Consider the following 25,332-nt stretch of genomic DNA (forward strand, 5'->3'; position numbering starts at 1 on the left):
GACGCTGCCCTCACCCTAGCCCTCTCCCGGAGGGAGAGGGGACCGACCGAGTTGTCTGGGAGAGGTACGCCGACGTGAAAAACCGAGTCGCACTCAGGTTTTAAAGCCCCCAATCGACTCCCTCCTCTTCGCACCACCACCACCACCACCACCACCACCACCACCACCACCACCACCACCACCACCACCACCACCACCACCACCCTCTCCTTTCTCCCCCCTGCTCTTCACCACTCACCACGATGAGCGTTAGCTCGAGTACCGCTTTTGACGTGCCGGCCCCATCGGCAGGCTGAGTGGAGGGATTTATCCGGGGGTGGGAGCGCAGCGACCGTTTGGCGAAGCCAAACACATCGAGAGGAGGTGCAGCGAAGCAAACCGTAGGCGATGCCCCCGGATGAATCCCGGAACGAAGGGACGCCGAGCCACAGCGAGGCGCCGAACGCAGGGGCCTAGACCTTTGGTTCCTTTGGGGCGTTTGCCAAAGGGACTCGCCGTAAGGGCGAAACCGCCAGCGGGCGCACCCGAAGAAACGGATATGTACTCGATAAATCCCCAGCATGGCCGGCCCAAAGGCCGCCAGGCCCAACCCCAAAACCCTGTCAAAACCCTGAACACACAGGCAGAAACACCCACCCCCATTGAAACCACCCAAACCCTGCCCCATCTAACAGCCATACCCAATTGCGCAGGTGCCCCATGAGCGACCAGCAAGAATTCCCCGAGAACCCCGACGACATCACCGAAACCGACGCCGAACACATCGAACACCACGTCCCAGGCAAAGGCCTCGCCCTGCCCGGCCAGAACCTGCCGGACAAGGTCTACATCATCCCGATCCACAACCGCCCGTTCTTCCCGGCGCAGGTTCTGCCGGTCATCGTCAACGAAGAACCCTGGGCCGAAACCCTCGAACTGGTCAGCAAATCCGAACACCACTCCCTGGCCCTGTTCTTCATGGACACGCCCCAGGAAGACCCGCGCCACTTCGACACCAAGGCGTTGCCGCAATACGGCACCCTGGTCAAGGTGCACCACGCCAGCCGCGAAAACGGCAAACTGCAATTTGTCGCCCAGGGCCTGAGCCGCGTACGCATCAAGACCTGGCTCAAGCACCATCGCCCGCCGTATCTAGTGGAAGTCGAATACCCGCACCAGCCCACCGAGCCGACCGACGAGGTCAAGGCCTACGGCATGGCGCTGATCAACGCGATCAAGGAACTGCTGCCGCTCAACCCGCTGTACAGCGAAGAGCTGAAGAACTACCTCAACCGCTTCAGCCCCAACGATCCGTCGCCGCTGACCGACTTCGCCGCCGCCCTCACTTCGGCGACAGGTAATGAGCTGCAGGAAGTGCTGGACTGCGTGCCGATGCTCAAGCGCATGGAAAAAGTCCTGCCGATGCTGCGCAAGGAAGTCGAAGTCGCGCGCCTGCAAAAAGAAATCTCCGCCGAAGTGAACCGCAAGATCGGCGAGCATCAGCGCGAGTTCTTCCTCAAGGAACAGCTCAAGGTCATCCAGCAGGAACTCGGCCTGACCAAGGACGACCGCAGCGCCGACCTCGAACAGTTCGAGCAGCGCCTGGAAGGCAAGGTCCTGCCGACGCAGGTGCAGAAACGCCTCGAAGAAGAGATGAACAAGCTGTCGATCCTCGAAACCGGATCGCCGGAATACGCGGTCACCCGCAACTACCTCGACTGGGCGACCTCGGTGCCGTGGGGCGTGTACGGCGAGGACAAGCTCGACCTCAAGCACGCGCGCAAGGTGCTGGACAAGCACCACGCAGGGCTCGAGGACATCAAGGACCGGATCCTCGAATTCCTCGCGGTGGGTGCCTACAAAGGCGAGATCAGCGGCTCCATCGTGCTGCTGGTCGGCCCGCCGGGCGTGGGTAAAACCAGCGTCGGCAAGTCCATCGCCGAATCCCTCGGCCGGCCGTTCTACCGCTTCAGCCTCGGCGGCATGCGCGACGAAGCCGAAATCAAGGGCCACCGCCGCACTTACATCGGCGCGCAGCCGGGCAAACTGGTGCAGGCGCTGAAAGACGTCGAAGTGATGAACCCGGTGATCATGCTCGACGAGATCGACAAGATGGGCCAGAGCTATCAGGGCGACCCGGCCTCGGCGCTGCTGGAAACGCTTGATCCGGAACAGAACGTCGAATTCCTCGACCACTATCTGGACCTGCGGATGGACCTGTCGAAAGTCCTGTTTGTCTGCACCGCCAACACCCTGGACTCGATTCCCGGCCCGTTGCTGGACCGGATGGAAGTGATTCGCCTGTCGGGCTACATCACCGAAGAAAAAGTCGCCATCGCCAAGCGTCACCTGTGGCCGAAACTGCTGGAAAAGGCCGGCGTGTCCAAGGGCAGCCTGAGCATCAGCGACACGGCGCTCAAGGCCTTGATCGACGGTTACGCCCGTGAGGCCGGCGTGCGCCAGCTGGAAAAACAGATGGGCAAACTGGTGCGCAAAGCGGTGATGAAGCTGATCGAGGATCCGAAAGCGGTGATCAAGATCGGCCCGAAAGACCTCGAAGCGTCCCTCGGCCATCCGGTGTTCCGCAACGAGCAGGTGCTGTCCGGCACTGGTGTGATTACCGGTTTGGCCTGGACCAGCATGGGCGGCGCGACCTTGCCGATCGAGGCCACGCGGATTCACACGCTCAATCGTGGTTTCAAACTCACCGGGCAACTGGGCGATGTGATGAAAGAGTCGGCGGAGATCGCCTACAGCTACGTCAGTTCGCACCTCAAATCCTTCGGTGGCGATCCGAAATTCTTCGACGAAGCTTTCGTTCACTTGCACGTCCCTGAAGGTGCGACACCGAAAGACGGCCCGAGCGCCGGCGTGACCATGGCCAGTGCCCTGCTCTCCCTCGCCCGTAACCAGCCGCCGAAAAAAGGTGTGGCGATGACCGGCGAGCTGACGCTGACCGGGCATGTGCTGCCGATTGGCGGGGTTCGCGAGAAGGTGATTGCGGCGCGGCGGCAGAAGATTTTCGAACTGATTCTGCCGGAGCCGAATCGCGGCAACTTCGAAGAGCTGCCGGATTACTTGAAGGAAGGGATCACCGTGCATTTCGCCAAGAAGTTTGCGGATGTGGCGAAGGTCTTGTTTTAACCCGATGTAACCAAGGCGTTGCCTCTATTGGAATGCCTTGGTCTAAATAACCAAGCGAAGATTCGATATCGCAAAAAACGATAAAAAACTGTCAATTACTACAGTAGCCTGTCGCCACATCTCCCTCCAGACTTCCCTTTCGAACTTAGTCATTCAGGGAGTCCATCAATGTCAACACAATCGAATATTTCCGATTATTTTACGGTTACACAAAATGGCCAAAAACTCTTCGAAACCGACCATATCGCGGTAAAGCAAGAACAAGGCTACATAACAATCGAAGGTTCCAAGGAACTGGGTTTTCCGAATGGACAGGCAATCAAACTTACAATTGATCCATCAACGCCTGACGGCGAGCACGAATTCAAGAGAGGTGAGAAGCTACTGGAAGTTTTCTACCTCAACAAAAAGGGAACACAGTACGCCTACAGGGGAACGTTTACTTCCGAGTTGGACAACACCAACAGGAAATATCGAATTGGCTTTGAACTTGATTTCCACGGCCATCACGATCCTATTCAGGTGCAACTCGACGTTAGTGGATAAACACTCCCCAGACTCAGGCTGATCGACAGCGCGCAGCCTTGGCCTGCGCGGCTTTGGTCACACTTTGTCTCATCTTCAGTTATGCTCGCCGTTCGTCGCCAACGCCGGAGCCACTGAATCCATGTCCCCCCTTCGCCTGTTTGTCCCCCTGTCCCTCGCCCTGCTGGCCGCCTGCGCCACGCAACCGAAAACCAACGTGACCGTGGAAAAACAGAGCGAATGCCCGGTGCGCCTGACCAACGGGCAAAACCTGATCGTCATGCTCCCGAGCAACCCCACCACCGGCTACCGCTGGGCCATCCAGGATTCTGCCGGCGGCATATTGCGCGCCCTCAGCCCCGAGGTTTACAGCAATCCGGAAGATGCCGGCGTGGTCGGCGCGGCCGGCCTCTCGACCTGGCGCTTCCAGGCTTTCGCCCCCGGCACCGGGCGTCTGCGCCTGACTTCGCAGCAACCCTGGGCGCCGGAAGTGTTGCCGGTGGAGACCTTTGACTGCGCCATTTCGGTGAACTGATCGTGGGCTGGCTGATCCTCGCGCTGATGGGTGCAGTGACCTTTCTCTATGGCCTCAGCACCCATGCGGCGCTGCTGTGTCTGTTGGTCAAACCGTTGCCGGTGCTGGCGTTGCTTGGCTGGCTGCATGACGCGCCACCCAGCGACTATCGGCGTTGGATCAGCCTCGGCCTGATTTTCTCGCTAGTCGGCGATGTATTGCTGGCGTGGCCGGGAGACCTGTTCGTGTTTGGTCTGGGTACGTTTCTGCTGGCGCATCTGGCGTACCTCAAGGCTTACCTCAGCGATTGCCGGCGCCTGGCCCTGCTGCCGCTGGTTCTCGCCTTGGGCGTCGAAGCAGTATTGCTCGGGATTCTTGTTTCCAACGGATTGGGGCCATTACTGTTTCCCGTCATCGTCTACGGCACGGCGGTCAGCGCGATGCTGTGGCGCGCACTCGCCCGTTTGGGAACTGCTGTGCCTAAACGCTCGGCGTTACTGGCGGCTGCGGGCGCACTGGCATTTGTGTTCTCCGACAGCGTGATTGGCATCAACCGTTTCGTCTCGCCGTTCCACACTGCGCCGTACATCATCATCCTCAGCTATTGGCTGGGCCAATGGGGTATTGCTGCTTCGGCCTTTAATAAAAGCGAACGACTCAAACAGTTTCCATAGCAATAACCTTAATTTCGATACGTTATAAAAGACTGTCAGATCTGACAGTGGCTCAGTTTTCGCTCCCTGATTACTCTTCCCTTGGCATCAATCAACCCCAAATGCAAAACAAGGAAGAGAACCATGAACGTATTCAAAAATAGCGCATCGGCGAATGCGGCAGAACCCTTTGTATCTGTCAACTGCGATTTTAAAGCATCGATTTCAAACCGCGTGGATTTCCGCTCTCAAAACATTCAGTACTTCGAGGACTACACAAGCGATGATATCGCACTTATTGCACGGTCATACGAGACTGGTTTTAATGATTCCAAAAAAGGGATGTTTTTGATTTTCCCCAAAGACATCCAATCGGGAAGTTACAAGCCATCTGATGAGAACTTTCCGTTTAAAAAATTCGAGTATTATGAAAATGCATCCAATGGAAACTATACAACTTCCTATACCTACGAAGCACAGAGCGGCACTGTTAATGTCGAAGTCATTTCAAACGACTCCAAGGCATTGCGCTGCCTGATCCAATTTGATTTCAAAGGCAAAGACAACAGGACCGAAGAACTGCGCGTACAAGGCGAAGCACAAATAAATATCTTCACACGCGCTTTATGATCTGGCGCTAGACAATGAATGACCAGTCGTCCCTTTTCGATTTGGTCATTCATCAGACTTTTCGGGTTTTACCCGCCGCCAAGCCCCTCTTCACATCCTCTGCGGTTTCCCACGTTTTATCAGACAACCCGCGCATCTGCGCGTCAGTTTGGCTAAAATGCCGGCCTTTTCATCGACACCGCCGGAACCGCCGTGAGCAAAGAACCCGATCGCATTTTCGCCCAGCCGATGGCCCAGGTGCCTGACTTCGCCTTCAACGAAGACGTGGTGCGGGTGTTCCCGGACATGATCAAGCGCTCGGTGCCGGGTTATCCGACCATCGTGGAAAATCTCGGTGTGCTCGCAGCGCAGTTCGCCCAGCCGAACAGCGTGCTCTACGACCTCGGCTCATCGCTCGGTGCGGTGACCCAAGCCCTGCGTCGCCATGTGCGCACTGACGGTTGCCGGGTGATCGCGGTGGATAACTCGGCGGCGATGGTCGAGCGCTGCCGCGAGTACCTCAACGGTCAGGATTCGATGTTCCAGGAGTTGCTGCCGGTCGAGGTGATCGAAGGCGACATCCTCGCCCTCGACTTCAAACCGGCCTCGGTAGTGGCGCTGAACTTCACCCTGCAATTCATTGCTCCGGAACAGCGCACGGCGTTGCTGTCGCGCATCCGCCAGTCGCTGCTGCCGGGCGGCGCGCTGATTCTGTCGGAGAAGCTGCGCTTCAACGATGCCGAAGAACATGCGCTGCTGACCGATCTGCACGTCGCGTTCAAGCGCGCCAACGGTTACAGCGAACTGGAAATCGCCCAGAAGCGCAGCGCCATCGAAAACGTCATGAAGCCCGACAGCCTCGAAGAACACCGCGAACGCCTGCTGGCCGCCGGGTTCTCGAAAGTCGTGCCGTGGTTCCAGTGTCTTAACTTTGCCTCGTTGATTGCCTTGCCATGATTGATCTGTCCCCCCTCGCCCGCCGTCTGGCCGGCACGCCGCTGGCCGAATGGGCCAGCACCCTGCAAGTGCAGCTCGACAAGAAAATGGAGAAGGGCCACGGCGATCTCGAGCGCTGGCAAAGTGCGCTGGACGCCCTGCCGAAGATCCAGCCAACCGAAGTCGACCTGCTCGACGGCCTGAAACTCGACACCGATTGCGACGACGAAACCCGCGCCCAGATGCGCACCGCGCTGATGGGGCTGTCGCCGTGGCGCAAGGGGCCGTTCGATCTGTTCGGCGTGCACGTCGACACCGAATGGCGCTCGGACTGGAAGTGGTCGCGGGTCTCTCCGCATCTGGATCTGAAGGGCAAACGCATCCTCGATGTCGGTTGCGGTAACGGCTACTACATGTGGCGCATGCTCGGTGCCGGCGCCGACAGCGTGATTGGCGTCGATCCGAACTGGCTGTTCTTCTGCCAGTTCCAGGCGGTGCAGCGTTATCTGTCAGAGCCGAATGCCTGGCACCTGCCTTTCCCGTTCGAAGACCTGCCGCCAAACCTCGAAGGCTTCGACACGGTGTTTTCCATGGGTGTTTTCTATCACCGCCGCTCGCCGATCGAGCATTTGCTGGCGCTGAAGGATTGCCTGGTGAAAGGTGGCGAGTTGGTGCTGGAAACGCTGGTGGTTGAAGGCGACAAGCATCAGGTGCTGGTGCCGGAAGACCGTTATGCGCAGATGCGTAACGTGTGGTTCCTGCCGTCGGTGCCGGCGCTGGAATTGTGGTTGCGTCGTGCCGGTTTCACCGATGTGAAATGCGTGGATGTCAGCACCACCACCGTTGAAGAACAGCGCGGGACCGAGTGGATGAAGTATCAGTCGCTGAGCGATTTCCTTGATCCTGAGGATCACAGCAAGACGATCGAAGGACTGCCGGCGCCGATGCGGGCGGTGATTGTCGCGAAGAAGTAAATCTTCCAAACACCACAAAACCTGTGGGAGCGGGCTTGCTCGCGAAGGCGGTGTGTCAGGTACATCAATGTCGCTTGGAACTCCCTATTCGCGAGCAAGCCCGCTCCCACATTGGTTTTGTGTTCAGTCTGCCGGTTTCGCGCGCCGCGCCCTGAAGAACTCGGTCAACACCGCCCCACACTCATCCGCCAACACCCCACCTTCATACAACACTCGATGGTTGAGAAAGCCCTGGGTAAAAAACTGCCCCTGACTCTGCACAATCCCGGCCTTGGGCTCCAACGCGCCGTACACCACCCGCGCAACCCGCGAATGCACGATCAGCCCGGCGCACATGCTGCAAGGTTCCAGCGTCACGTAGAGCGTGCTGCCCGGCAGACGATAGTTATCCACCACTTGCGCGGCGGCGCGGATCGCGACCATTTCTGCGTGTGCGCTGGGATCGCTGGTGCTGATCGGGCAGTTGAAACCACGACCAATGATCTCGCCGTCCTGCACCAGCACCGCACCCACCGGCACTTCGCCGAGGGCCGCGCCTTGGGCCGCCAACTCCAGCGCCTCGCGCATGAAGTCGCGGTCTCGGCTGCGGTCGATGATCGCCGCGGGGCGAATCTGGCGCATCACTTCACCTCGATGGCGGCCATCAGGCCGGTTTCCATGTGGTCGATCACGTGGCAGTGGAACATCCACACCCCCGGGTTATCCGCCACCAGCGCCACTTGCGCGCGCTCGTTCTTGCCCAGCAGGTAGGTGTCGGTGAAGTACGGCACGATCTTGTGCCGGTTCGACGCAATCACCTTGAAGCTCATGCCGTGCAGGTGGATCGGGTGCTGGTACTGGGTCATGTTCTTCAGTTCGAAAATATAGCTCTGGCCCAGTTTCAGGCTGGCGATCGGCCGATCGGCGCAGGTCTTGTCGGTGATGTCCCAGGCCTTGCCGTTGATCTGCCAAAGGCTCGGCGGCTTGCCGTTGTCGACATTCACCGACACCGACCCGACCCATTCGAAATTGAAGTTGAGTTTCTCGGCATTGGCCAGGTCCGGCTCGGCCACCGGGTTGGCCGGCAGCGCTTTCGGCCAGTCGGTCGGCGCATCATTGTTGGCCACCGAACGCAGGGTGCCCAGACGCACCGGGCCATTGCGCAGCGACAGTTCCTCACCGGCCGGCGGTGCCTTGATCGCCAGGCAGATGCGCATGCCGGGACCGAGCCAGTACTCCTTGCCCAACGGGCGCGGCTCGACCGGGTTGCCGTCCAGCGCATAGATCTGCGCTTCGACGCCGGGAATGTTGATGCGATAGGTCAGCGTGTTATCGAGGTTGAGCAAGCGTACGCGGGTGATCTGCCCCGCCGGTAACTCAATCACCGGCGAAGGCACACCGTTGATGGTCGACAACCGCCCCGCCGTACCGCCACGAGCCGCTTCACGGGGAATGCTGAACTCGACGAAGCGACCCTCGTCGTCGATGTGCCAGTTCTTCAGGCTCAGCGTCTTTTCGTACTTGAATCCGGTCGGCTCGCGCTCCTCGACAATCAACGGCCCAACCAGCCCGCGACCGAGTTCTTCGCTGCTGCTGACATGCGGGTGATACCAGTAGCTGCCGGCATCCGGCACACGGAATTTGTAATCGAAGTATTCGCCCGGCAGCACCGGTAGTTGCGACACGTACGGCACGCCGTCCATCTCCAGCGGCAGGCGAATGCCGTGCCAGTGAATGGTCGTCGCCACCGGCAGATGGTTGATGAAGCGCACCCGCAGCCACTCACCCTGACGCACGCGCAATTCGGTGCCCGGTGCCGACGGGCCGAAGGCCCAGGCTTCAGTCTTGTGCCCTGGCACCAACTCGACATCCAGTGGCGCGGCGATCAGTTCGTAGTCGTGACCGGCGTTGGCATCCGCAACCTTGCCCAACCAGTAACGCGTCGCGCCGCCGGCTCCCGCGCCAACCACTGCCAGACCGGCCAGGCCACCGAGGATTTGTCGACGGGAAAAGGACATGGACACAACTACCTCACAGATCAGCCGCAGGCCAGGGCGCCCGCAAAAGGCGAATACGATACACCTGCGCCTGGGAAACAGTAAGGGTGACGCGGCGGATGGCCGCAGATTCGCTCACCTGCGGGTGGTACATATGTACCGCACTGTCCTGGAACGAACGGCTCATTCTCGAGCTCTCTTCTCAAGGATCAGAGCCAATGAACCCAGCAGAAACCCGCACACTGCCGAACGCCGCCGACAAGGCCGCCCTCGGGCACATGGCCACGCAGGTCGTCACCGCTTGCCCGAGCCTGAACGACACGGCCCGTCAGGTCGCCACAGAGCTGATGACCAGACACGGCATCACCGGCCTCGACCCCGATCACGTCTATTACCACCGGTTCAGAACCGCGCAGAGCCTGTCCGTCTCCTTCACCGGCTGGCAGCACTATGGTGAAAAACCCTATGAGAGCCTGACCCTGACGCAACTGGTGATTCAGCGATTCCGAGTCACCGATCAGGACAATGCCGACTTGCTGGATCTGTACGGGGGCTTTTACAGCGCAGGGCCTGACGCCGAAAACTTCGATGCAACCAACGAGGTTCGCCTGCACGGCAACGAGGTGCTCAGGGCGTTCTGGGACATCAACTTCAGCGAGCGTTACCGCAACGAACTGCAAACCTTCTGGAACAACCACTCCGGCGAGTTCCGCACCCTGGCAAAATGCAGCTTCCTCGGCAAAGCCGTCGAAGCGCGGGAGCTCGGTCACCTGAGTGACGATGACTTTCTGACAGTGGTCAATGCGGTCATCGGCCCGCTGACCTGGCCCGTCGACCTGCACACCCTGCAAACAGAAACCGGGGGCGTCCATGGCGCGCAGGTCTACACCCTGGATATCGCCGGTCATGTCGCCACGGACATCCTGCGCATCATCGATTCAAAGGGGCGGCATATCGTTTACGTCCCCGGAGACACTCAGGCATTCCATGTACTGAATACACCTTACGAGCTGCACTGGTGGGCTCTGCAACAACTGAACGAAAACGCGCCGCGCGAGCTGTTCCTCAAACACTTCCCGCTGGCCGACCGGCACTCGATGACCGAGAACATCAGCGATCTGATGAATCGCCTGGTCGCCACCTGGGGGCACGGCGATCATCACCTTATCAATCAGAATGAACAGGCAGTCAGCGAGGACGCGTTCAGCTGGCTTCGTGATTCCACCCGCAACGCCATGTTCGCTGAAGCCGACCTTTCCCTGACCTCAAATGGCGATCTGCGCAAGAAACTGTGGATCGGCTACTTGAGCGCCGGTCTCAAAGTACTGGGTCCGATGGCCGTCGTCGGCTGGCCCGTGGCATTGCCGGTGATCGGCGCCAGCCTCGCCAGCATGGGGCTGAACATTGATCAGGCGGTCAACGGCAAGACTACCGCGGAGCGCAAGGATGGAGTGATCGGAGCAATCGTCAGTGGTATCGATGCGTTGTTCAACCTGCCGTTTCTTGCCGAGTTCGATGGTGCATCGCCAGCCGTCGAGGCCGGAGAAATGGCTGAGGCCGATACGGCAACCGAACTGGAGCCGGAACATCCGAATGAAGTGTTTCCAGCCCTGGAGGAGTTGTCTTCGACAGCGCCTGAAACCGTGCAGGTGCCTGAGATTCCTCCACACTATCGATCGAACGAACTGCTGGAAGGTCTGACACCGGTATCCGAGACTGGCAAGTTTCAGGGTATCTACAGGCTGAATGCCGACCCTCCCTACGCCATCGTCTTGAAAGACACGGCTTATTACGTCCGCTACTTCACCGACTCACAGGGCGGCGGATTCTGGGCGATCGTCGATCCGGTGAGACCCAATCAGCTTATCCATGCAATGCCGGTGCGCTTGAATGACGAAGGGGTTTGGGAGCGCATGACTCAGTTGGGCCTCAAGGGCGGCGGTCAATGCCTCGGCAAACAATGCACCGTAGACGTGGTACTGGAACTCGACGAGCTCGAGCCGACACCCGAGGAATCCGCGCAGCTCGTAGAACCCGTCGCTTCACCTGCCCCACCCCCTGCCGAACCCCAGCCTTCGACCTCCAATGCGATCCATCAGGTCCAGACGCCCTACGACGTTGCCGGGGCACGACGGCTCGAGCTGAAACGCTGGGCGCTGCAACTGCGCGAAACCCATGTCCGTCTGCAGATTGGTCCCGATGGCGGGTTTATCGCTCCAGACCGTTATGCGCTGTATTTCGCCGACAAGGCGAGCGCACTCCTGACTTCCGCCAGACGCTTCTTCGGCAACCTTCCATGGGCGAACCTGCCTCCACGCCCGCCGATTCCGGCGGTCACGCCCTCGACGACCTTCGCCGACTTCATTGCACAGGCACTCGAAGAAGCGCCCGGCCTGGTCATTGGCGAGACCCCGGACCGTATCACCAGCATGCGATTGATCATCCAGAACATGCCCGTGCTGGCGCGCAATGGAGTCAAGACACTCTACCTACGTCGATTGCTCAATGACTTTGCCCAGGTCGAACTGAATGACTACTTCAGGTCCGGCGTCATGTCCGAAGACCTGCAACTGTACCTGAGCCGGCTCGGCACCGATCCCGCAGCGCAGTTTGACGAACTGGCGCTGGTCAGGACGGCCCGACAAAACGGTATTCGGGTCCAGGCCACCGATTGTGCGGCGACCTACAAAAAACCCGTTGCGCTCACGCTGCCTGAACAGCAGATGGCGACCACCCACCTGACAGCCGACATCATGTTCATCGACGAGACCATGAATGACGTTGGCAAGTGGGTGGTGCTGACGGGAGTCGAAAATACCAATACGTTCAGGGGGGTGGCCGGTATCAGCGAACTGAAAGGTGGAATCGGCGTTCGGATCGAGGAAGTCGATCCGGGACAGGGCGAGCGCATTGAGCCAGACCCAGGCGTTGCGATAGAACGCGGCCCCCATCCACAGACACAGACATTGCGCGGAACCGTCGATACCCATTTCGCCGATCTGCTATTGCGCGCAGAAGCGCCTTTGGTAAGCCGCAGCGAGTTGCAGATCCATCAATTGCTTTATCGCGCAGGCATGTATGTTTTCGATCGTTTCGAAGGGGTCTACCGATTGTTTCACCGCAGCCAGACGGGCGAGGTTGTACAAACCCCCGTTCAGACTTTCGCGGATGGGCGCTACTACATTGATCGACCATCCTGGGGGACGGTCAACCGCGTTCCCTACGATAATCTTGAACAGTTATCCAGCGCACTGAAGCAGATGGGACTGCAACTCCAAAGCCGTCTTCCAGCTTGATCGGAAACCGGGCGGGTCAATTTCGACCCGCCCGGGTTACGGATCGCTCGTTCGCTGCGGAGTTTTCCTATCCGGTTTTCCCCAAATACGACAATCAATCGTCACCCTAGCTGACAGACGTGTCGTGCCTGCACTTGAAATGATCGCGGTGTTTTTTCAACCACCACGCTCAAGGAAAGACTGTGGACACAACAAAAGACATCGCCCTGCCCAACGCCGACGACCGGAAGGCGCTCAAGGCATTGGTGCCGACACTGGTCGCGGCCTGCCCCGACATGTACGAAATGGCCTGCGCCATCGCCAAGGACATCCTCGCCAGACATGACCTCGCTCACCTGGAACCCGAACAGGTTTATTGGCATCGGTTTCACGCAGCACAAAGCAGCTCTCGAACGTTCACAGGCTGGGAGCACCTGTTCGAAACTCCGCGTGAATCGATGACCCTGCCACAGCTGGTGATCCAGCGATTCAGCGTTCACGACCAGGACAACGCCGACCTGCTCGACGCCGATGCCGGTTTCTACACCGCAGGACCGGAGGCGGGCACCTACAACGAGAGCAACGAGGTACGCCTGCACAGCAGTGATGTATTGAAAGCGTTCTGGGGAATCAACTTTGCCGATCGTTACCGGAAAAAAGTCGATGCGTTCTGGAGCAAACAGGCAAAGACCTTCAGGGCCCTGGCCAAATGCACCTTTCTGGCAAAGGCCATGGAGGATCGTGAAAGTGGTCGGCTGTCGGATGACAACTTCAGAACGGCCGTCAAAGCGGTCGCCGGCAATGTGAGCTGGCCGGTCACCCGCCAGATGCTCGAAGACGAAGCCCTGCCGGCTGACGGCTTGCGGATCGGCCTGCTGAAAATCGGCGGTTTCGTCGCGACCGACATCCTGTGCATCACCGATGGCCATGGCGGCGTGATCCTTTACGTACCGGGGGAAATCTGGGGGGTGCATGCCTTGCAAAACGCTCGCGACCTGCATTGGTGGGTGCTGTCGCAAATCAGAAAACCTTCCGATCGAAAACGCTTCATGGCGCATTTCCAGGTCGCCGATCACGACATCATCGAAGACACATCATGGCGTGCGGTCGCGAAACGGCGATGGCTCTGGGCACTAGGCCCGCTCGCCGGAGTCGTCTCGGAACTGTGGCGCGCCCCGCATATCGAGAATGTCGGACTCAATCATGCGCTGGATCTCTTGGTCAGTACCTGGGACAGCGACGATCACTCCCTCGTCGCCCGTACAGGCAATGCACTGACCACCGATGTGTTCACTTTTCTGGGAACCGCCACCCACGCCCGCATGATCAGCGATGGGGAATTCATGATGCATTCCAATGGCGATCTGCGTAAAAAACTGTGGGTCGGCTATCTGAATGCTTTCAATCGCATGTTCGGTCCCATGGCAGCCGTTGGCTGGCCGGTGGCGTTGGCGGTGGTCGGTGCAGGCATCGCCAACGTTGGCCTGCAGATCGACCAGGCAGTCAATGGCAAGACGCCAGAGGCGCGCAAGACTGGCGTGACCGGGGCGATATTCACGGCCATCGATACCGTGTTCAACGCCCTTTTCATCAAGGGCGGCGCGCTTCTGCCCGAAATTGCCGAAACCGAAACATTCATCGAACCGGAAGAAGAACTCGCTCATACGGCGCTGTCCATCTCACCGCAAGAAAAACTCGCCGAAGCGGCACTGGCCCGTTCGCCGCTGCCAACGCTGGCCGAGATCGCGCCGAAACAGGTATTGCCTGCGGCACCGGAGGATTTTCTCGCATCGTTCAAGACCGAAATCGGCGAAAGCACCCGGATGGAGACCGGCAATCCGAAACTGCAGGGGATCATTCAAACCGCTTCCGGCAAGCATTACATCTATATGCGCCGTGCCGGATCCGACGGCTTCTACCAGGTGCGCTACGTCGAGCAGATGCGCGGCTGGGTTATCGTCGATCCGAGCAATCCCTATTCGTTTTATCGCAACGTGCCGGTGCGCCTGAACGAAGCACTCAAGTGGCAACCTGTCGCACGCCCAGGCCTCAGGGGAGGCGGAAAAATATTCGGCGACTGGCCCTGGGGACATACTGCCGATCCGCTGCCCGAAGTGGCGATGCAACCCATGCCGTATGACATTCCTCAACCCTACAGAGCGACGCTGCGCTGGGTAGCGCAAGGCCAGACCGATGACTTTGCGCTGGACACCCTGCAGGGAGGCGACAATGTTTATCAGGACTTCAAGATGCTGCGTCGCAGCCTGTATGACGCCTCCATCGACTCGTTCAGCGCCCCGAATCTGCCTCCGCGTCCAGCCCTACCACCACTCAAGCCTGCAAAACCCTTCGCGGAGATGACCAAGCGTCTGCTCAAGGAAGTCCCGGGGCTGGTGCTCGGTCAGGACAACGCCGCCTCAGGCGCCCGTGGTGTATTGATCGACAACTTCAAGGCACTGAACAAACAGAAGGTCAGAACCCTGTATCTGGATCATCTGCTGACCGACTTCCATCAGGCGGAACTGGACTTGTTCCACAAGACTGGCAAGCTGCCACCCGCACTTGAGGACTATCTCAAAGCCCTCGACACCCGATTCGCTGCCGATCCTGCCGGCCCCCATTCCTACACGGAACTGGTGAAAGCCGCCCAGAAAAACCATATCCGCATACAAGCTATCGATTGCATGGCCAGCCGCCGCTTTCCGAATATGGAGAACACCTCCGAGGTCAGCAGCCGGAAGATGATGAATTATTTTTCCGACGCGGTGATCCGGGCCGATCAAGCAGCACGAGGATCCCATCGCTGGATAGCCCTGGTAGATGAGACACGCGCCAGCACCTTCGACAAGGTCGCCGGACTCAGCGAGCTGGAGGGTGCCGCTTCATTGCGCATCGAAGAACTGCCCGTGGGCAAGGCTGGCGTGTTATCGACCGACCCGGGCAAGAAGGTGCGGGACCTGTTGGGCAACCCCATCGATCTGATCAAAAGCGACATGCGTTTGCAATTGAATGCGCCGCCCCCGTTGGCCTCCGCCCGCACGCTGGAAGAGGCCTTGCCCGCAAGAGGCATGTTCATGCTTCAGGAACCGTCCACGCTGGTCCACCGCAGCGGCGACGGGACGCTGGTACATACGCCGATCCAGCAGGATGCCGGAGGTTTTTTCATCGTTCGCCCCCGATGGGCGACAGTCAGCGGCCGTCATTTCGACAGTGTGCATGAGCTGACACAAGCGCTGGCAGATGAAGGCTTGACGCTCAAACGGGTGCGAATAGATCCGATGGTAACGCCAGAAACCCCAGGCATCGAACCTGCCGACGCAGGTACGTTGGCCACTCCTGAAATGCCGCTGACTGACACCGCTGTCACCCATTCGCCCTATGACATTCCCAAGCCGTTTCGCAGCGAACTGAAGAACGCCGCCATCATCGGCAATGAACGCATACTGGGCGATGCATTCGAGAGCCTCGACAGTCACTCCCCCCTCAACGCATTCAGGGCTCTGCGCAGGCAGCTGCGTGAAGCAGCCACGCATTTTTTCGCAGAGCTGAACTTACGTCCGCGTCCGGTCCTGCCTACTGTAGACCCGACCGTGACAGCCGAGTCATTCATCGAACAATTGCTCGCTCGGTTCCAGGGGCTGGTCATCGGTGAGAGCCATGCCGATATCGGCAGTAAACAGTGGCTCATCGAACAGATGCCGACCCTGGCCCGCAAAGGTGTGAAAACGCTTTACATGGAACACCTGCTCACGGACTTCCATCAGGCAGCCCTGGACAACTTCGCCAGGACTTCCGTGATGTCCCAGGACCTTGAGCTTTATCTGGAAAGCCTCGACCAGGGTCACATGACCGACCCGACACGGCGCTACACCTTTCTCAATCTGGTGAAAGAGGCCAACCGCCACGGCGTGCGCATCCAAGCCATCGACTGCATGGCCAGTTACAGACTGGAAGGCATGCGAGGCCTCGACCCGACAATCCGCCAGAAGATGATGAACTTCTTCGCCCACACGATCATCGAGGCCGACCAGGCCGCACGCGGCCCGCACAAATGGGCCGCGCTCATGGGCAATTCACACTCCAATACCTTCGAGGGCGTCGCAGGGGTCAGTGAGCTGGAAGACGCCGTCGGCCTGCGCATCGAGGATGTCGGCTACGGCGAGGCTCGTGGATTCGAACCGGATCCTGGCAAGACTTTTCTTGACCATAACGGCAATCCGACCGGCCGCGTACAAGGTGATATCCGCCTGCAAGTGCAAACACCGTGGAAAGCCGGGACGAAAAAGGAGATCGATCAATTGCTGAGTCGTCCGGGGATGTACACCTTGAAACAGGAGCCCCGCGAAACGCTGCTTCTGCACCGCGGTCGCGACAACGTGATTGCACGTACGCCGATCCACTTTGAATCCGGTCGCTATTTTATCGAGCGTCCCGCCTGGCCCACGCTCCATGAGAAGCGCTTCGGCAGCGTCGAAGCCTTGCTCAAGGCGCTGAACGAACGGGGCCTGACCCTGGCCGGCTGGCACGGGCCTTTGTAAGCGGCAACAAAAAGGCAGAAGTAGCTTGTTACTGTTGATAGGCACAACAGCCTGACAAAAAGCAAAAACCTTCCGTAGAATGCCGGCGTGGCTATGGAACACCTTCCTTCTAAACCCTCCGAACTAGGGGTTCCGCTCTCCACACCGCGCCTGCTCCCAGCAGGCGTTTTCATATCGGCTGTAGACATGATCCTGCAGCTAGCTCACGACGGCGACCCAAGGAGAAAATCAAGAATGAATCAGGAGCTGTACCTGCGTCGCCGGAGCAAAGTTCACGTCCCGATGGGCACTGGCGGCGCCACGCGCGCTCAGGTCGCGTCGGCTGTCCGGGAAATCGCGGCGTTCCGATGCGTACTGTCAGAGCCTCTGATTAAACAAATCGGCCTGTTGTCGGCGACAGAACTTAAGTACTGGTTGCGTGACATTGTCGGAGTTCTTCGGCGCAGGAGTGGCGCTCATGTGCACCACCGGCCGTTTTATCCTGACTTTCCTGAGCAGATTCTGACGGCCTCGGAGGCCGATCTGTACCTCAACGCCGTCATGCATTACCTCACGCTTCGACGTTTACCAGCGACTGAAGAATCTCGACCTCCATTGCTGGAAGGCAAGCTCGTACCCTGGGTTATCGAATCGGGAAGCATCCCCGAGTTCGAGTCACTTTTGGAGCCGCTGGTTTCATCTCGCACATCACTCTGCGAAGAAGAAACTGCCGATGTCATCTGGTTTATCCGTCACTACAAAAGTGATGTGTTCCGCCTGCTGCCTGACGTCGTCCCGTTCCGGGAGATCCGGGCACAGGTTGGCGGCGCACTGATCCTGTATGTCGCTGGCGATGCTCGGGTGGATGCATTCCTGGAGCAAAACGTCGAAACAGCGACTGACGTGCTACGACTTGCGATCGCGTTGAATGGAGGAGACGTGTCACTGGCAACAGCTTCGACACGTTTCAACGCGATGAAGCGCTCGATGCGCCGTCTGTTGTTGAGCCTGCTCGATCGAATACCCAACGCTACAGAAGACGTGATGCGGCAAGCCGAGCGATGGAAACGCCTGGCTGAAGTACTTCATCCGGGTGACTACCCCGATAAGTACCCAAGAGCGCTGGCCGCCATTACCGCAGCACGTCGCAACGAAGCGCCTGCCTCATTTGGTTCACGTGTCGAAACATTATTCGCCCAGCGTGATATTGCCAAGCTTGTGCCCGTGCTACAGAGCCGTCCCGGTGAGTTCGCACGACGGCTGGACGCGACCCTGCGGCGCGCGACGGAACCTGAGTCGGTTCTCGATGCGTTCGAGATTGTTGCACCACAAGTGTCTTCGCCTGTCCTGCTGCAGTTGCTGGCCCAGTCACGTGCGCCGCGCCCCCTGCCACTTCGGGCGTTCACACCGAAAGGTTCATTCGCGAAAATCTATGGCATCAAGGATGACCGAGAGCCTCTCGCACCCGCAGTGCTAGCTCGTGCAGCCCGAATCTGCGAGGACGCTCTGATAACGCGCTTTGCGACACTGCCGCTATTGGGTCGCTGTTACATCGATTCAGAATTACGCGAATACAGGGTACCGTTGGCACAACGCGCTTCTTCGAAATCGCTACGGACACTGGTGCGGGGCAGCCGATTGCCGATGCCCGACACACGTTTCATTCGCCTTTTTCTGTGGTGGAAAAACGGTCGTTCACGTACGGACATCGATCTGTCCGCCGCATTCTTCGATGTCGACTTCGTGTTCAAGGAAACGGTTGCGTACTACAACCTGAGAGATTACGGCGACTGCCATAGCGGCGACATCGTCGACGCACCCGAAGGGGCTTCGGAGTTCATCGACCTCGACCTTGAAGTCCTCGTCGAGAAGGGTATTCGTTATGTCGTCACGTCCATCAACTCGTACACCCAGCAGCCCTACTGCGATCTTCCAGAATGCTTCGCTGGCTGGATGGCCCGCACCGATACGGCATCGGGCGAAGTATTCGAGCCGCGAACCGTGTTCGATCGAATCGATATCGCATCCGACACACAGATCTGTCTGCCATTTGTGATGGACTTGAGAGAGCGACGCGTGATCTGGGCCGACCTTGGACTGACCGCTGCTCCCCGGTGGAACAATGTCGGGAACAACCTCAGCGGAATATCTTTGATGCTGCGGGCTTTGGTACATACACCACGACCTGATCTGGAGACGCTGTTCGACTTGCATGTACGAGCACGAGGCGAACGAGTGGCTTCGCCGCAGCAGGCACAAGCGGTGTTTGCACCTGATCAAGGGATAACGCCGTTCGATACGGATTTAATTCGGGCACAGTTCCTCTAACACTTGCACGTGTCTTTGCCATTCATTTGGAACGGCAACTCTTGCCTCGGCACTTTCCGCCCAAAAACAAAAATGCCAGTCAGCTTAGCTGACTGGCATTTTCTATATCCCCTCTTGCACCTCAGTGAATCCAACCTTGAATTCTAGAGGGCGAGGCGCGGGCTCACTCCCACTCAATCGTCGCCGGCGGCTTGCTCGACACGTCGTAAGTAACGCGCGAGATACCCTCGATTTCATTGATGATGCGGCCGGAAACGGTTTCCAGCAATTCGTAAGGCAGGTGTGCCCAACGGGCGGTCATGAAGTCGATGGTTTCCACCGCACGCAGGGCCACGACCCAGGCGTAACGACGGCCATCGCCGACCACGCCAACCGATTTCACCGGCTGGAACACGACGAAGGCCTGGCTGACCTTGTGGTACCAGTCGGCCTTGCGCAGTTCTTCGATGAAAATGTGGTCGGCGCGACGCAGCAGGTCGGCGTATTCCTTCTTCACTTCGCCAAGGATCCGCACGCCCAGGCCCGGACCCGGGAACGGGTGACGGTAGACCATGTCGTACGGCAGGCCCAGTTCCAGACCCAGACGACGGACTTCGTCCTTGAACAGTTCGCGCAGTGGTTCGACCAGTTTCAGGTTCATTTCTTCCGGCAGGCCGCCCACGTTGTGGTGCGACTTGATCACGTGGGCCTTGCCGCTTTTCGCGCCAGCCGACTCGATCACGTCCGGGTAGATGGTGCCCTGGGCCAGGTACTTGATGTTGTCGAGCTTGCAGGATTCGGCATCGAACACGTCGATGAAGGTGCGGCCGATGATCTTGCGCTTCTTCTCTGGATCGGCTTCGCCGGCCAGGTTGTTCAGGAACTGGTCTTCGGCGTTGGCGCGGATCACCTTGACGCCCATGTTCTCGGCGAACATGGCCATCACTTGCTCGCCTTCGTGCAGACGCAGCAAGCCGTTATCGACGAAGACGCAGGTCAGTTGATCACCGATGGCCTTGTGCAGCAGCGCCGCAACCACCGAGGAATCCACACCGCCGGACAGACCCAGCAGCACGTTGTCGGTACCGACCTGTGCGCGGATGTTGGCGATGGCGTCTTCGGCGATCTTCGACGGGGTCCACAGGGCTTCACAGCCGCAGATGTCCAGCACGAAGCGCGACAGGATGCGACCGCCCTGCTTGGTGTGGGTCACTTCCGGGTGGAACTGCACGCCGTAGTAGGCGCGCTCGTCGTTGAACATGCCGGCGATCGGGCAGCTCGGGGTGCTGGCCAGGATGTGGAAATCGCTCGGCATCCTGGTGACCTTGTCACCGTGGCTCATCCACACGTCGAGGCCGAACAGGCCGTCAGCGTCGATATGGTCTTCGATGCCGTCGAGCAGGCGACTCTTGCCGACCACGTCAACGCGGGCGTAACCGAACTCACGCAGCTCGGAGCCTTCAACCTTGCCGCCCAGTTGTTCGGCCATGGTCTGCATGCCGTAGCAGATACCGAAGACCGGTACGCCCAGGTCGAACACCGCTTGCGGGCAGCGCGGGCTGTTGGCTTCGTGCACGGACTCGGGACCGCCGGCGAGGATCACGCCTTTTGGCGCAAATTCGCGGATCGCATCTTCGTCCATGTCGAACGGGTGCAGTTCGCAGTACACACCGATCTCGCGCACGCGGCGGGCGATCAGTTGGGTGTATTGCGAACCGAAGTCGAGGATCAGGATGCGGTGAGCGTGAATGTCGAGGGCCATGATTCAGTCTCGTCTAAATAATTCAGAAACAGTCTTGATTCAGAAACGACTCGGGGCTGAATAAAACAGCCCCGGTCATTTAACGTTTTGCTTGAAGCCTCAACCTACGCGGTAGTTTGGCGCTTCCTTGGTGATCTGCACGTCGTGAACGTGGGATTCGGCCATGCCGGCACCGGTGATCCGCACGAACTCAGGCTTGGTGCGCATTTCTTCGATGTTGGCGCTGCCGGTGTAACCCATGGAAGAACGCAGACCGCCCATCAACTGGTGGATGATCGCGCTCAGGGTGCCCTTGTAAGGAACACGGCCTTCGATGCCTTCCGGAACGAGTTTCTCGGCGCCTGCCGAGGAGTCCTGGAAGTAACGGTCGGAGGAACCTTGAGCCTGGGACATGGCGCCCAGCGAACCCATGCCGCGATAAGCCTTGTAGGAACGGCCCTGGAACAGTTCGATCTCGCCCGGCGCTTCTTCGGTACCGGCGAACATCGAGCCCATCATCACGCAGGAAGCACCGGCAACGATGGCCTTGGACAGGTCACCGGAGAAACGGATGCCGCCGTCGGCGATCAACGGAACACCGGTGCCTTCAAGGGCAGCGGCGACGTTGGCGATGGCACTGATTTGCGGAACGCCGACACCGGCGACGATACGGGTGGTGCAGATCGAGCCAGGGCCGATACCGACCTTGACCGCGTCGGCGCCGGCTTCGGCCAGGGCCTTGGCGGCTGCGCCGGTGGCGATGTTGCCGCCGATCACCTGCACTTCAGGGAAATTCTCTTTGACCCAGCGAACGCGGTCGATCACACCTTTGGAGTGACCGTGAGCGGTGTCGACCACCACCACGTCCACTCCGGCATTGACCAGAGCGGCAACGCGGTCACCGGTGTCTTTACCGGTACCGACCGCAGCGCCAACGCGCAGACGACCCTGGTCGTCCTTGCTGGCCAGCGGGTAGGCCTTGGCTTTTTCGATGTCTTTGACAGTCATCATGCCTTTGAGGGCAAACTTGTCGTCGACGATCAGGACTTTTTCCAGGCGGTGCTTGTGCAGCAGCTCGCGGACTTCGTTCTTGTCGGCGCCTTCGCGAACAGTGACCAGACGCTCTTTCGGCGTCATCACTTCACGAACGGTGGCATCCAGACGGGTTTCGAAACGTACGTCACGGGAAGTGACGATGCCGACCAGGTCGCCATCGTGCAGCACCGGAACACCGGAAATGTTGTGCATGCGGGTCAGTTCGAACAGATCACGAACCGTGGCGTCAGCCTCGATGGTGATCGGGTCCTTGACCACACCGGCTTCGAACTTCTTGACCTTGCGAACTTCGGCAGCTTGCTGCTCGATGGTCATGTTCTTGTGGATAATGCCGATGCCACCTTCCTGAGCCATGGCGATTGCCAGACGGGCTTCGGTGACGGTGTCCATGGCGGCAGAAACCAGAGGAATGTTCAGCTCGATGCCACGGGTAAGGCGGGTCTTCAGACTGACTTCGTTAGGAAGCACCTCGGAATAACCGGGCACTAGGAGAATGTCGTCGAAGGTCAGAGCTTCTTGGCTGATACGCAGCATCGCGGGGGCTCCCGAGCGGGAAAATGGAAGCGCGCCATTATACTCAGACACCCTACCGGGCTCAATGTAAAACTTGTCTTATATCAATGTTGCTGATGTACGGGAAAAACGCCCCCTACAACTCGACCTTGACCCAGCTCACCGGTTGATCCAGCCAATCGGCGAATTCGTCGATGAAACTCTGCTTGAACCCCGCCTCCAGCCAGTTGTTGAAGATGAAACCGAGGTTGGAAAACCCGCACTCCTGCAAATACAGAAAACCGTTGATGTCGTCCTCATGCCCGCATTCCGGGCAGGTGAAGTTATCGGTGCGGCCCGGCATCCAGTCTTCCAGGCTTTCGAACAGCGCTTCGCCGATTTCCTGACGGCATTCGGCACAACCGGCTTCTTCGAGAAACCCCTTGGCCGGGGTGTAGATGCAGCGCTTGGTGATGACCTCGAGACCGTTGATCGGCTCGCCGAACGGCAGCGCCTCGGGGTACAGCACCACCGCACGGGCACCATCGGCGATGGCGTAGGCCATGCGATTGCCGGTACGTCCGCAAGTGCTCAGCTCTTCCTTGACGATGTTCTTGCGCACCAGCCAGCGCAGAATCGCCCGAGCGCGGGGCTCGTGCACCGGCAGGTTGGAGATTTTCGGGACGATGATGCTCTGCGAATTCATGAAAAGTCCTGCGGTATGGCTTCTGACGCCTTCGCGGGCAAGCCCGCTCCCACAAGGTTCTCAGTCGCTCACACATCCTGTGTACATCTGAGAAATCTGTGGGAGCGGGCTTGCCCGCGAAGAGGCCCTAAAGGCCGGCAGCTTAATCCCTGAGCCACTCAGGTCAAGTGCTTAAATAGCGGCCGATCAGCGCAATCCCGCTCGCCAGCACCAGCCAGGTCACCAGCCGCACGAAGGCCTCGCGGGACAGGCGCATGGTCAGCCGCCGTCCGACCCACAAGCCCAGCGCCATGGCCGGCAACAGGCACAGCGCAAGCATCAACAAGGGTAGCTCGGCATACACCCCGGCGATGGCGAACAGGCTCAAACGCACCACCGTGCTGCAACTGATCAGCGCACTTTGCGTGGCCCGCGCCGCGTCTTTTGGCAGTCGGCTGTTGAGGTAGATCGCATAAAGAAAGCCGCCACTGCCGAACAACGCCCCGAACAAACCGCCCACCGTGCCCATCGGCAACGCCCACCCAGCAGATAACTGCGCCGGTCGCGCCTTGATCCACAAGCTGTAGATCGCATAGGCACTGATAAACAACCCCATCAGCAGCAACAGCAGATCGGACTTGAGGTTGAGCAGGAAAATCACCCCCAGCGTGCAGCCCACCGCCATGCACGGCAACAGCCGCAGCAATTCCGGTTTAGCCACGTCGCGCCGCGACGGCAGCAGGTTGCCGAACGCCGCGACGAAATCCAGCAGCACCAGCAACGGCACGATTTTCGATAGCGGCATGAACAGAATCAGGATCGGCCCGGCCACCAATGCGGTACCGAAACCGGCAATCCCGAACACGATGTAGGCCAACGCGATGGCCAACCCGATCACCACCCAGCCCTGCGCGCCCCACGACCATTCGCTCAACAACCCCGCCACGCTCATTCGCTCGCTTCCTTTATAAGCCTGCGATGACTTTAGCCAGCGCCGAGGGTTGCGACTAATATCATCGAAACCGCCAAGCCATCTCGAAAAGGCATGTCTCGTGCTTTCAACCCGCCAATTGCGCTACTTCGTGGAAATCGCCGAGAGCGGCAGCTTCAGTGCCGCTGCCGAACGGCTGTTCATTGCTCAGTCGGCGCTGAGCCGGCAGATCAAGGACATGGAAACCCGCCTGCAAACGCCGCTGTTCGAACGCACCGCACGCCAGCCCCGGCTCACCGCCGCTGGCGAAGCGTTCCTGCCCCGGGCGAAAAACCTGCTGAATGAATTGAACAAGGCCAGCACTTTGGCCTCGGAAATTGGCCAGGGCCAGCGCGGCACCTTGCGCCTTTGTCACTCCAGCACCGTGCCGATCAGCGGCCGACTGTTGCACGACATGAGCGCATATCTGGAGCAGCAACCCGGCGTTTCGCTGGACATCGGCTCGCTCTCCTCGGAAGCACAACTTGAAGAACTGGCCGAGGGCCGCCTCGATATCGGCCTTCTGCGGCTGCCGGTGCTGCGCCAGCGCGAGGGCGTTCAGATTGTGCCGCTCTACACCGAACGTTTGCTGCTTGCCGTGCCGGCGGATCATCGACTGGCTTTGGCGGAGGCAGTCGACCTGGCGCAACTGAAAGACGAAGCATTCATTTCCATCCCGCACCCGCAGCGCGGCGGGCTGAGTTATTTGTGCGCCGACCTGTGTATGCGTCACGGTTTTTTCCCTCAGGCTGCGCGGGTGATGTCGCGCAAAACCACGCAATTGCAGTTGATCCAGGCCGGATTCGGCATTGCTCTGTTGCCGGAATCGATGCAGGACATCGCGCCCGCCGGCGTGAGATTTCTGCCGCTGACCAGCGATTGCCAGAGCATCGTCGCCCTCGCTTCTCGGCAAAATCCCACACCTCTGGTGCAACACTTCCTCCAGACATTCACCGGCGAATGCCTTTAAACTGCGCCC

Annotated in this window: 18 protein-coding genes; 11 read left to right on the plus strand and 7 right to left on the minus strand. The window is 59.2% G+C overall.

Translation table 11 applies throughout. The annotated features are described in order from the left end of the window. Nucleotides 1-699: 699 nt before the first annotated feature. The 7 genes from lon to cmoB all read left to right on the plus strand — a co-directional run bounded on the left by lon (nucleotide 700) and on the right by cmoB (nucleotide 7,334). The gene (lon, locus tag K3819_RS23545; RefSeq protein ID WP_085610905.1) at nucleotides 700-3,123 is read left to right on the plus strand and encodes an endopeptidase La; all 2,424 of its coding nucleotides are present in this window, start codon (nucleotides 700-702) and stop codon (nucleotides 3,121-3,123) included. 168 nt (nucleotides 3,124-3,291) lie between these two features. Beyond that, entirely contained in the window at nucleotides 3,292-3,669 is a 378-nt protein-coding gene (locus K3819_RS23550) for a hypothetical protein (RefSeq protein ID WP_085610906.1), read from the plus strand. 121 nt (nucleotides 3,670-3,790) lie between these two features. Next, on the plus strand, nucleotides 3,791-4,183 hold the full coding sequence (locus tag K3819_RS23555) for a protease inhibitor I42 family protein (RefSeq protein WP_085610907.1): 393 nt from the start codon (nucleotides 3,791-3,793) through the stop codon (nucleotides 4,181-4,183). 2 nt (nucleotides 4,184-4,185) lie between these two features. After that, the gene (locus tag K3819_RS23560; RefSeq protein ID WP_221398050.1) at nucleotides 4,186-4,836 is read left to right on the plus strand and encodes a lysoplasmalogenase; all 651 of its coding nucleotides are present in this window, start codon (nucleotides 4,186-4,188) and stop codon (nucleotides 4,834-4,836) included. A 123-nt stretch (nucleotides 4,837-4,959) separates the two neighbouring features. After that, nucleotides 4,960-5,445: a hypothetical protein gene (locus K3819_RS23565; RefSeq protein ID WP_221398051.1), complete on the plus strand. Its 486-nt coding sequence runs from the start codon at nucleotides 4,960-4,962 to the stop codon at nucleotides 5,443-5,445. A 228-nt stretch (nucleotides 5,446-5,673) separates the two neighbouring features. Continuing rightward, nucleotides 5,674-6,381, plus strand: coding sequence for a carboxy-S-adenosyl-L-methionine synthase CmoA (gene cmoA, locus K3819_RS23570; protein WP_234420636.1), 708 nt, complete (start codon nucleotides 5,674-5,676; stop codon nucleotides 6,379-6,381). Beyond that, nucleotides 6,378-7,334, plus strand: a complete 957-nt coding sequence (gene cmoB, locus K3819_RS23575; protein WP_064599221.1) for a tRNA 5-methoxyuridine(34)/uridine 5-oxyacetic acid(34) synthase CmoB — start codon at nucleotides 6,378-6,380, stop codon at nucleotides 7,332-7,334. Before cmoA ends, cmoB begins: the two co-directional genes overlap by 4 nt. Nucleotides 7,335-7,457: 123 nt before the next feature. On the opposite strand, the gene tadA is transcribed toward cmoB, so the two are convergent. Genes tadA through K3819_RS23590 form a run of 3 tightly spaced genes read right to left on the minus strand, consistent with a single transcriptional unit; the run spans nucleotide 7,458 to nucleotide 9,497 of the window. Continuing rightward, nucleotides 7,458-7,955, minus strand: coding sequence for a tRNA adenosine(34) deaminase TadA (tadA, locus tag K3819_RS23580; protein ID WP_221398052.1), 498 nt, complete (start codon nucleotides 7,953-7,955; stop codon nucleotides 7,458-7,460). Next, complete coding sequence (locus K3819_RS23585; protein ID WP_221398053.1) at nucleotides 7,955-9,331, minus strand: multicopper oxidase family protein; 1,377 nt, start codon at nucleotides 9,329-9,331, stop codon at nucleotides 7,955-7,957. The genes tadA and K3819_RS23585 overlap by 1 nt, the downstream gene beginning before the upstream one ends. A 13-nt stretch (nucleotides 9,332-9,344) precedes the next feature. Next, entirely contained in the window at nucleotides 9,345-9,497 is a 153-nt protein-coding gene (locus tag K3819_RS23590; protein WP_158090085.1) for a hypothetical protein, read from the minus strand. Between the two features lie 31 nt (nucleotides 9,498-9,528). Here K3819_RS23590 and K3819_RS23595 point away from each other — a divergent pair, with 31 nt between their 5' ends. From K3819_RS23595 to K3819_RS23605, 3 genes are all read left to right on the plus strand, one after another. Beyond that, on the plus strand, nucleotides 9,529-12,606 hold the full coding sequence (locus tag K3819_RS23595; protein WP_221398054.1) for a membrane-targeted effector domain-containing toxin: 3,078 nt from the start codon (nucleotides 9,529-9,531) through the stop codon (nucleotides 12,604-12,606). A 284-nt stretch (nucleotides 12,607-12,890) separates the two neighbouring features. Beyond that, the gene (locus tag K3819_RS23600; protein ID WP_409348358.1) at nucleotides 12,891-17,123 is read left to right on the plus strand and encodes a membrane-targeted effector domain-containing toxin; all 4,233 of its coding nucleotides are present in this window, start codon (nucleotides 12,891-12,893) and stop codon (nucleotides 17,121-17,123) included. A gap of 234 nt (nucleotides 17,124-17,357) precedes the next feature. After that, nucleotides 17,358-19,430: a TerD family protein gene (locus K3819_RS23605; RefSeq protein WP_221398056.1), complete on the plus strand. Its 2,073-nt coding sequence runs from the start codon at nucleotides 17,358-17,360 to the stop codon at nucleotides 19,428-19,430. Nucleotides 19,431-19,593: 163 nt separating this feature from the next. Here the strand turns inward: K3819_RS23605 and guaA are convergent, their stop codons facing one another. The 4 genes from guaA to K3819_RS23625 all read right to left on the minus strand — a co-directional run bounded on the left by guaA (nucleotide 19,594) and on the right by K3819_RS23625 (nucleotide 24,335). Next, nucleotides 19,594-21,171, minus strand: coding sequence for a glutamine-hydrolyzing GMP synthase (gene guaA / locus K3819_RS23610; protein ID WP_064599229.1), 1,578 nt, complete (start codon nucleotides 21,169-21,171; stop codon nucleotides 19,594-19,596). Between the two features lie 99 nt (nucleotides 21,172-21,270). After that, on the minus strand, nucleotides 21,271-22,740 hold the full coding sequence (gene guaB, locus K3819_RS23615; protein WP_011335798.1) for an IMP dehydrogenase: 1,470 nt from the start codon (nucleotides 22,738-22,740) through the stop codon (nucleotides 21,271-21,273). 115 nt (nucleotides 22,741-22,855) lie between these two features. Further along, a complete protein-coding gene (locus K3819_RS23620) occupies nucleotides 22,856-23,404 on the minus strand; it encodes a sugar ABC transporter ATPase (RefSeq protein WP_085610914.1) in 549 nt (182 codons plus the stop codon). A gap of 163 nt (nucleotides 23,405-23,567) precedes the next feature. Then, nucleotides 23,568-24,335: a sulfite exporter TauE/SafE family protein gene (locus K3819_RS23625; RefSeq protein ID WP_074691031.1), complete on the minus strand. Its 768-nt coding sequence runs from the start codon at nucleotides 24,333-24,335 to the stop codon at nucleotides 23,568-23,570. Between the two features lie 100 nt (nucleotides 24,336-24,435). On the opposite strand from K3819_RS23625, the gene K3819_RS23630 reads away from it, so the two are divergent. Continuing rightward, entirely contained in the window at nucleotides 24,436-25,323 is an 888-nt protein-coding gene (locus tag K3819_RS23630; protein ID WP_221398057.1) for a LysR family transcriptional regulator, read from the plus strand. Nucleotides 25,324-25,332 lie beyond the last annotated feature (9 nt).

The organism is Pseudomonas sp. 3-2 (assembly GCF_019710535.1).
GTDB classification, from domain to species: Bacteria; Pseudomonadota; Gammaproteobacteria; order Pseudomonadales; family Pseudomonadaceae; genus Aquipseudomonas; species Aquipseudomonas pharyngis.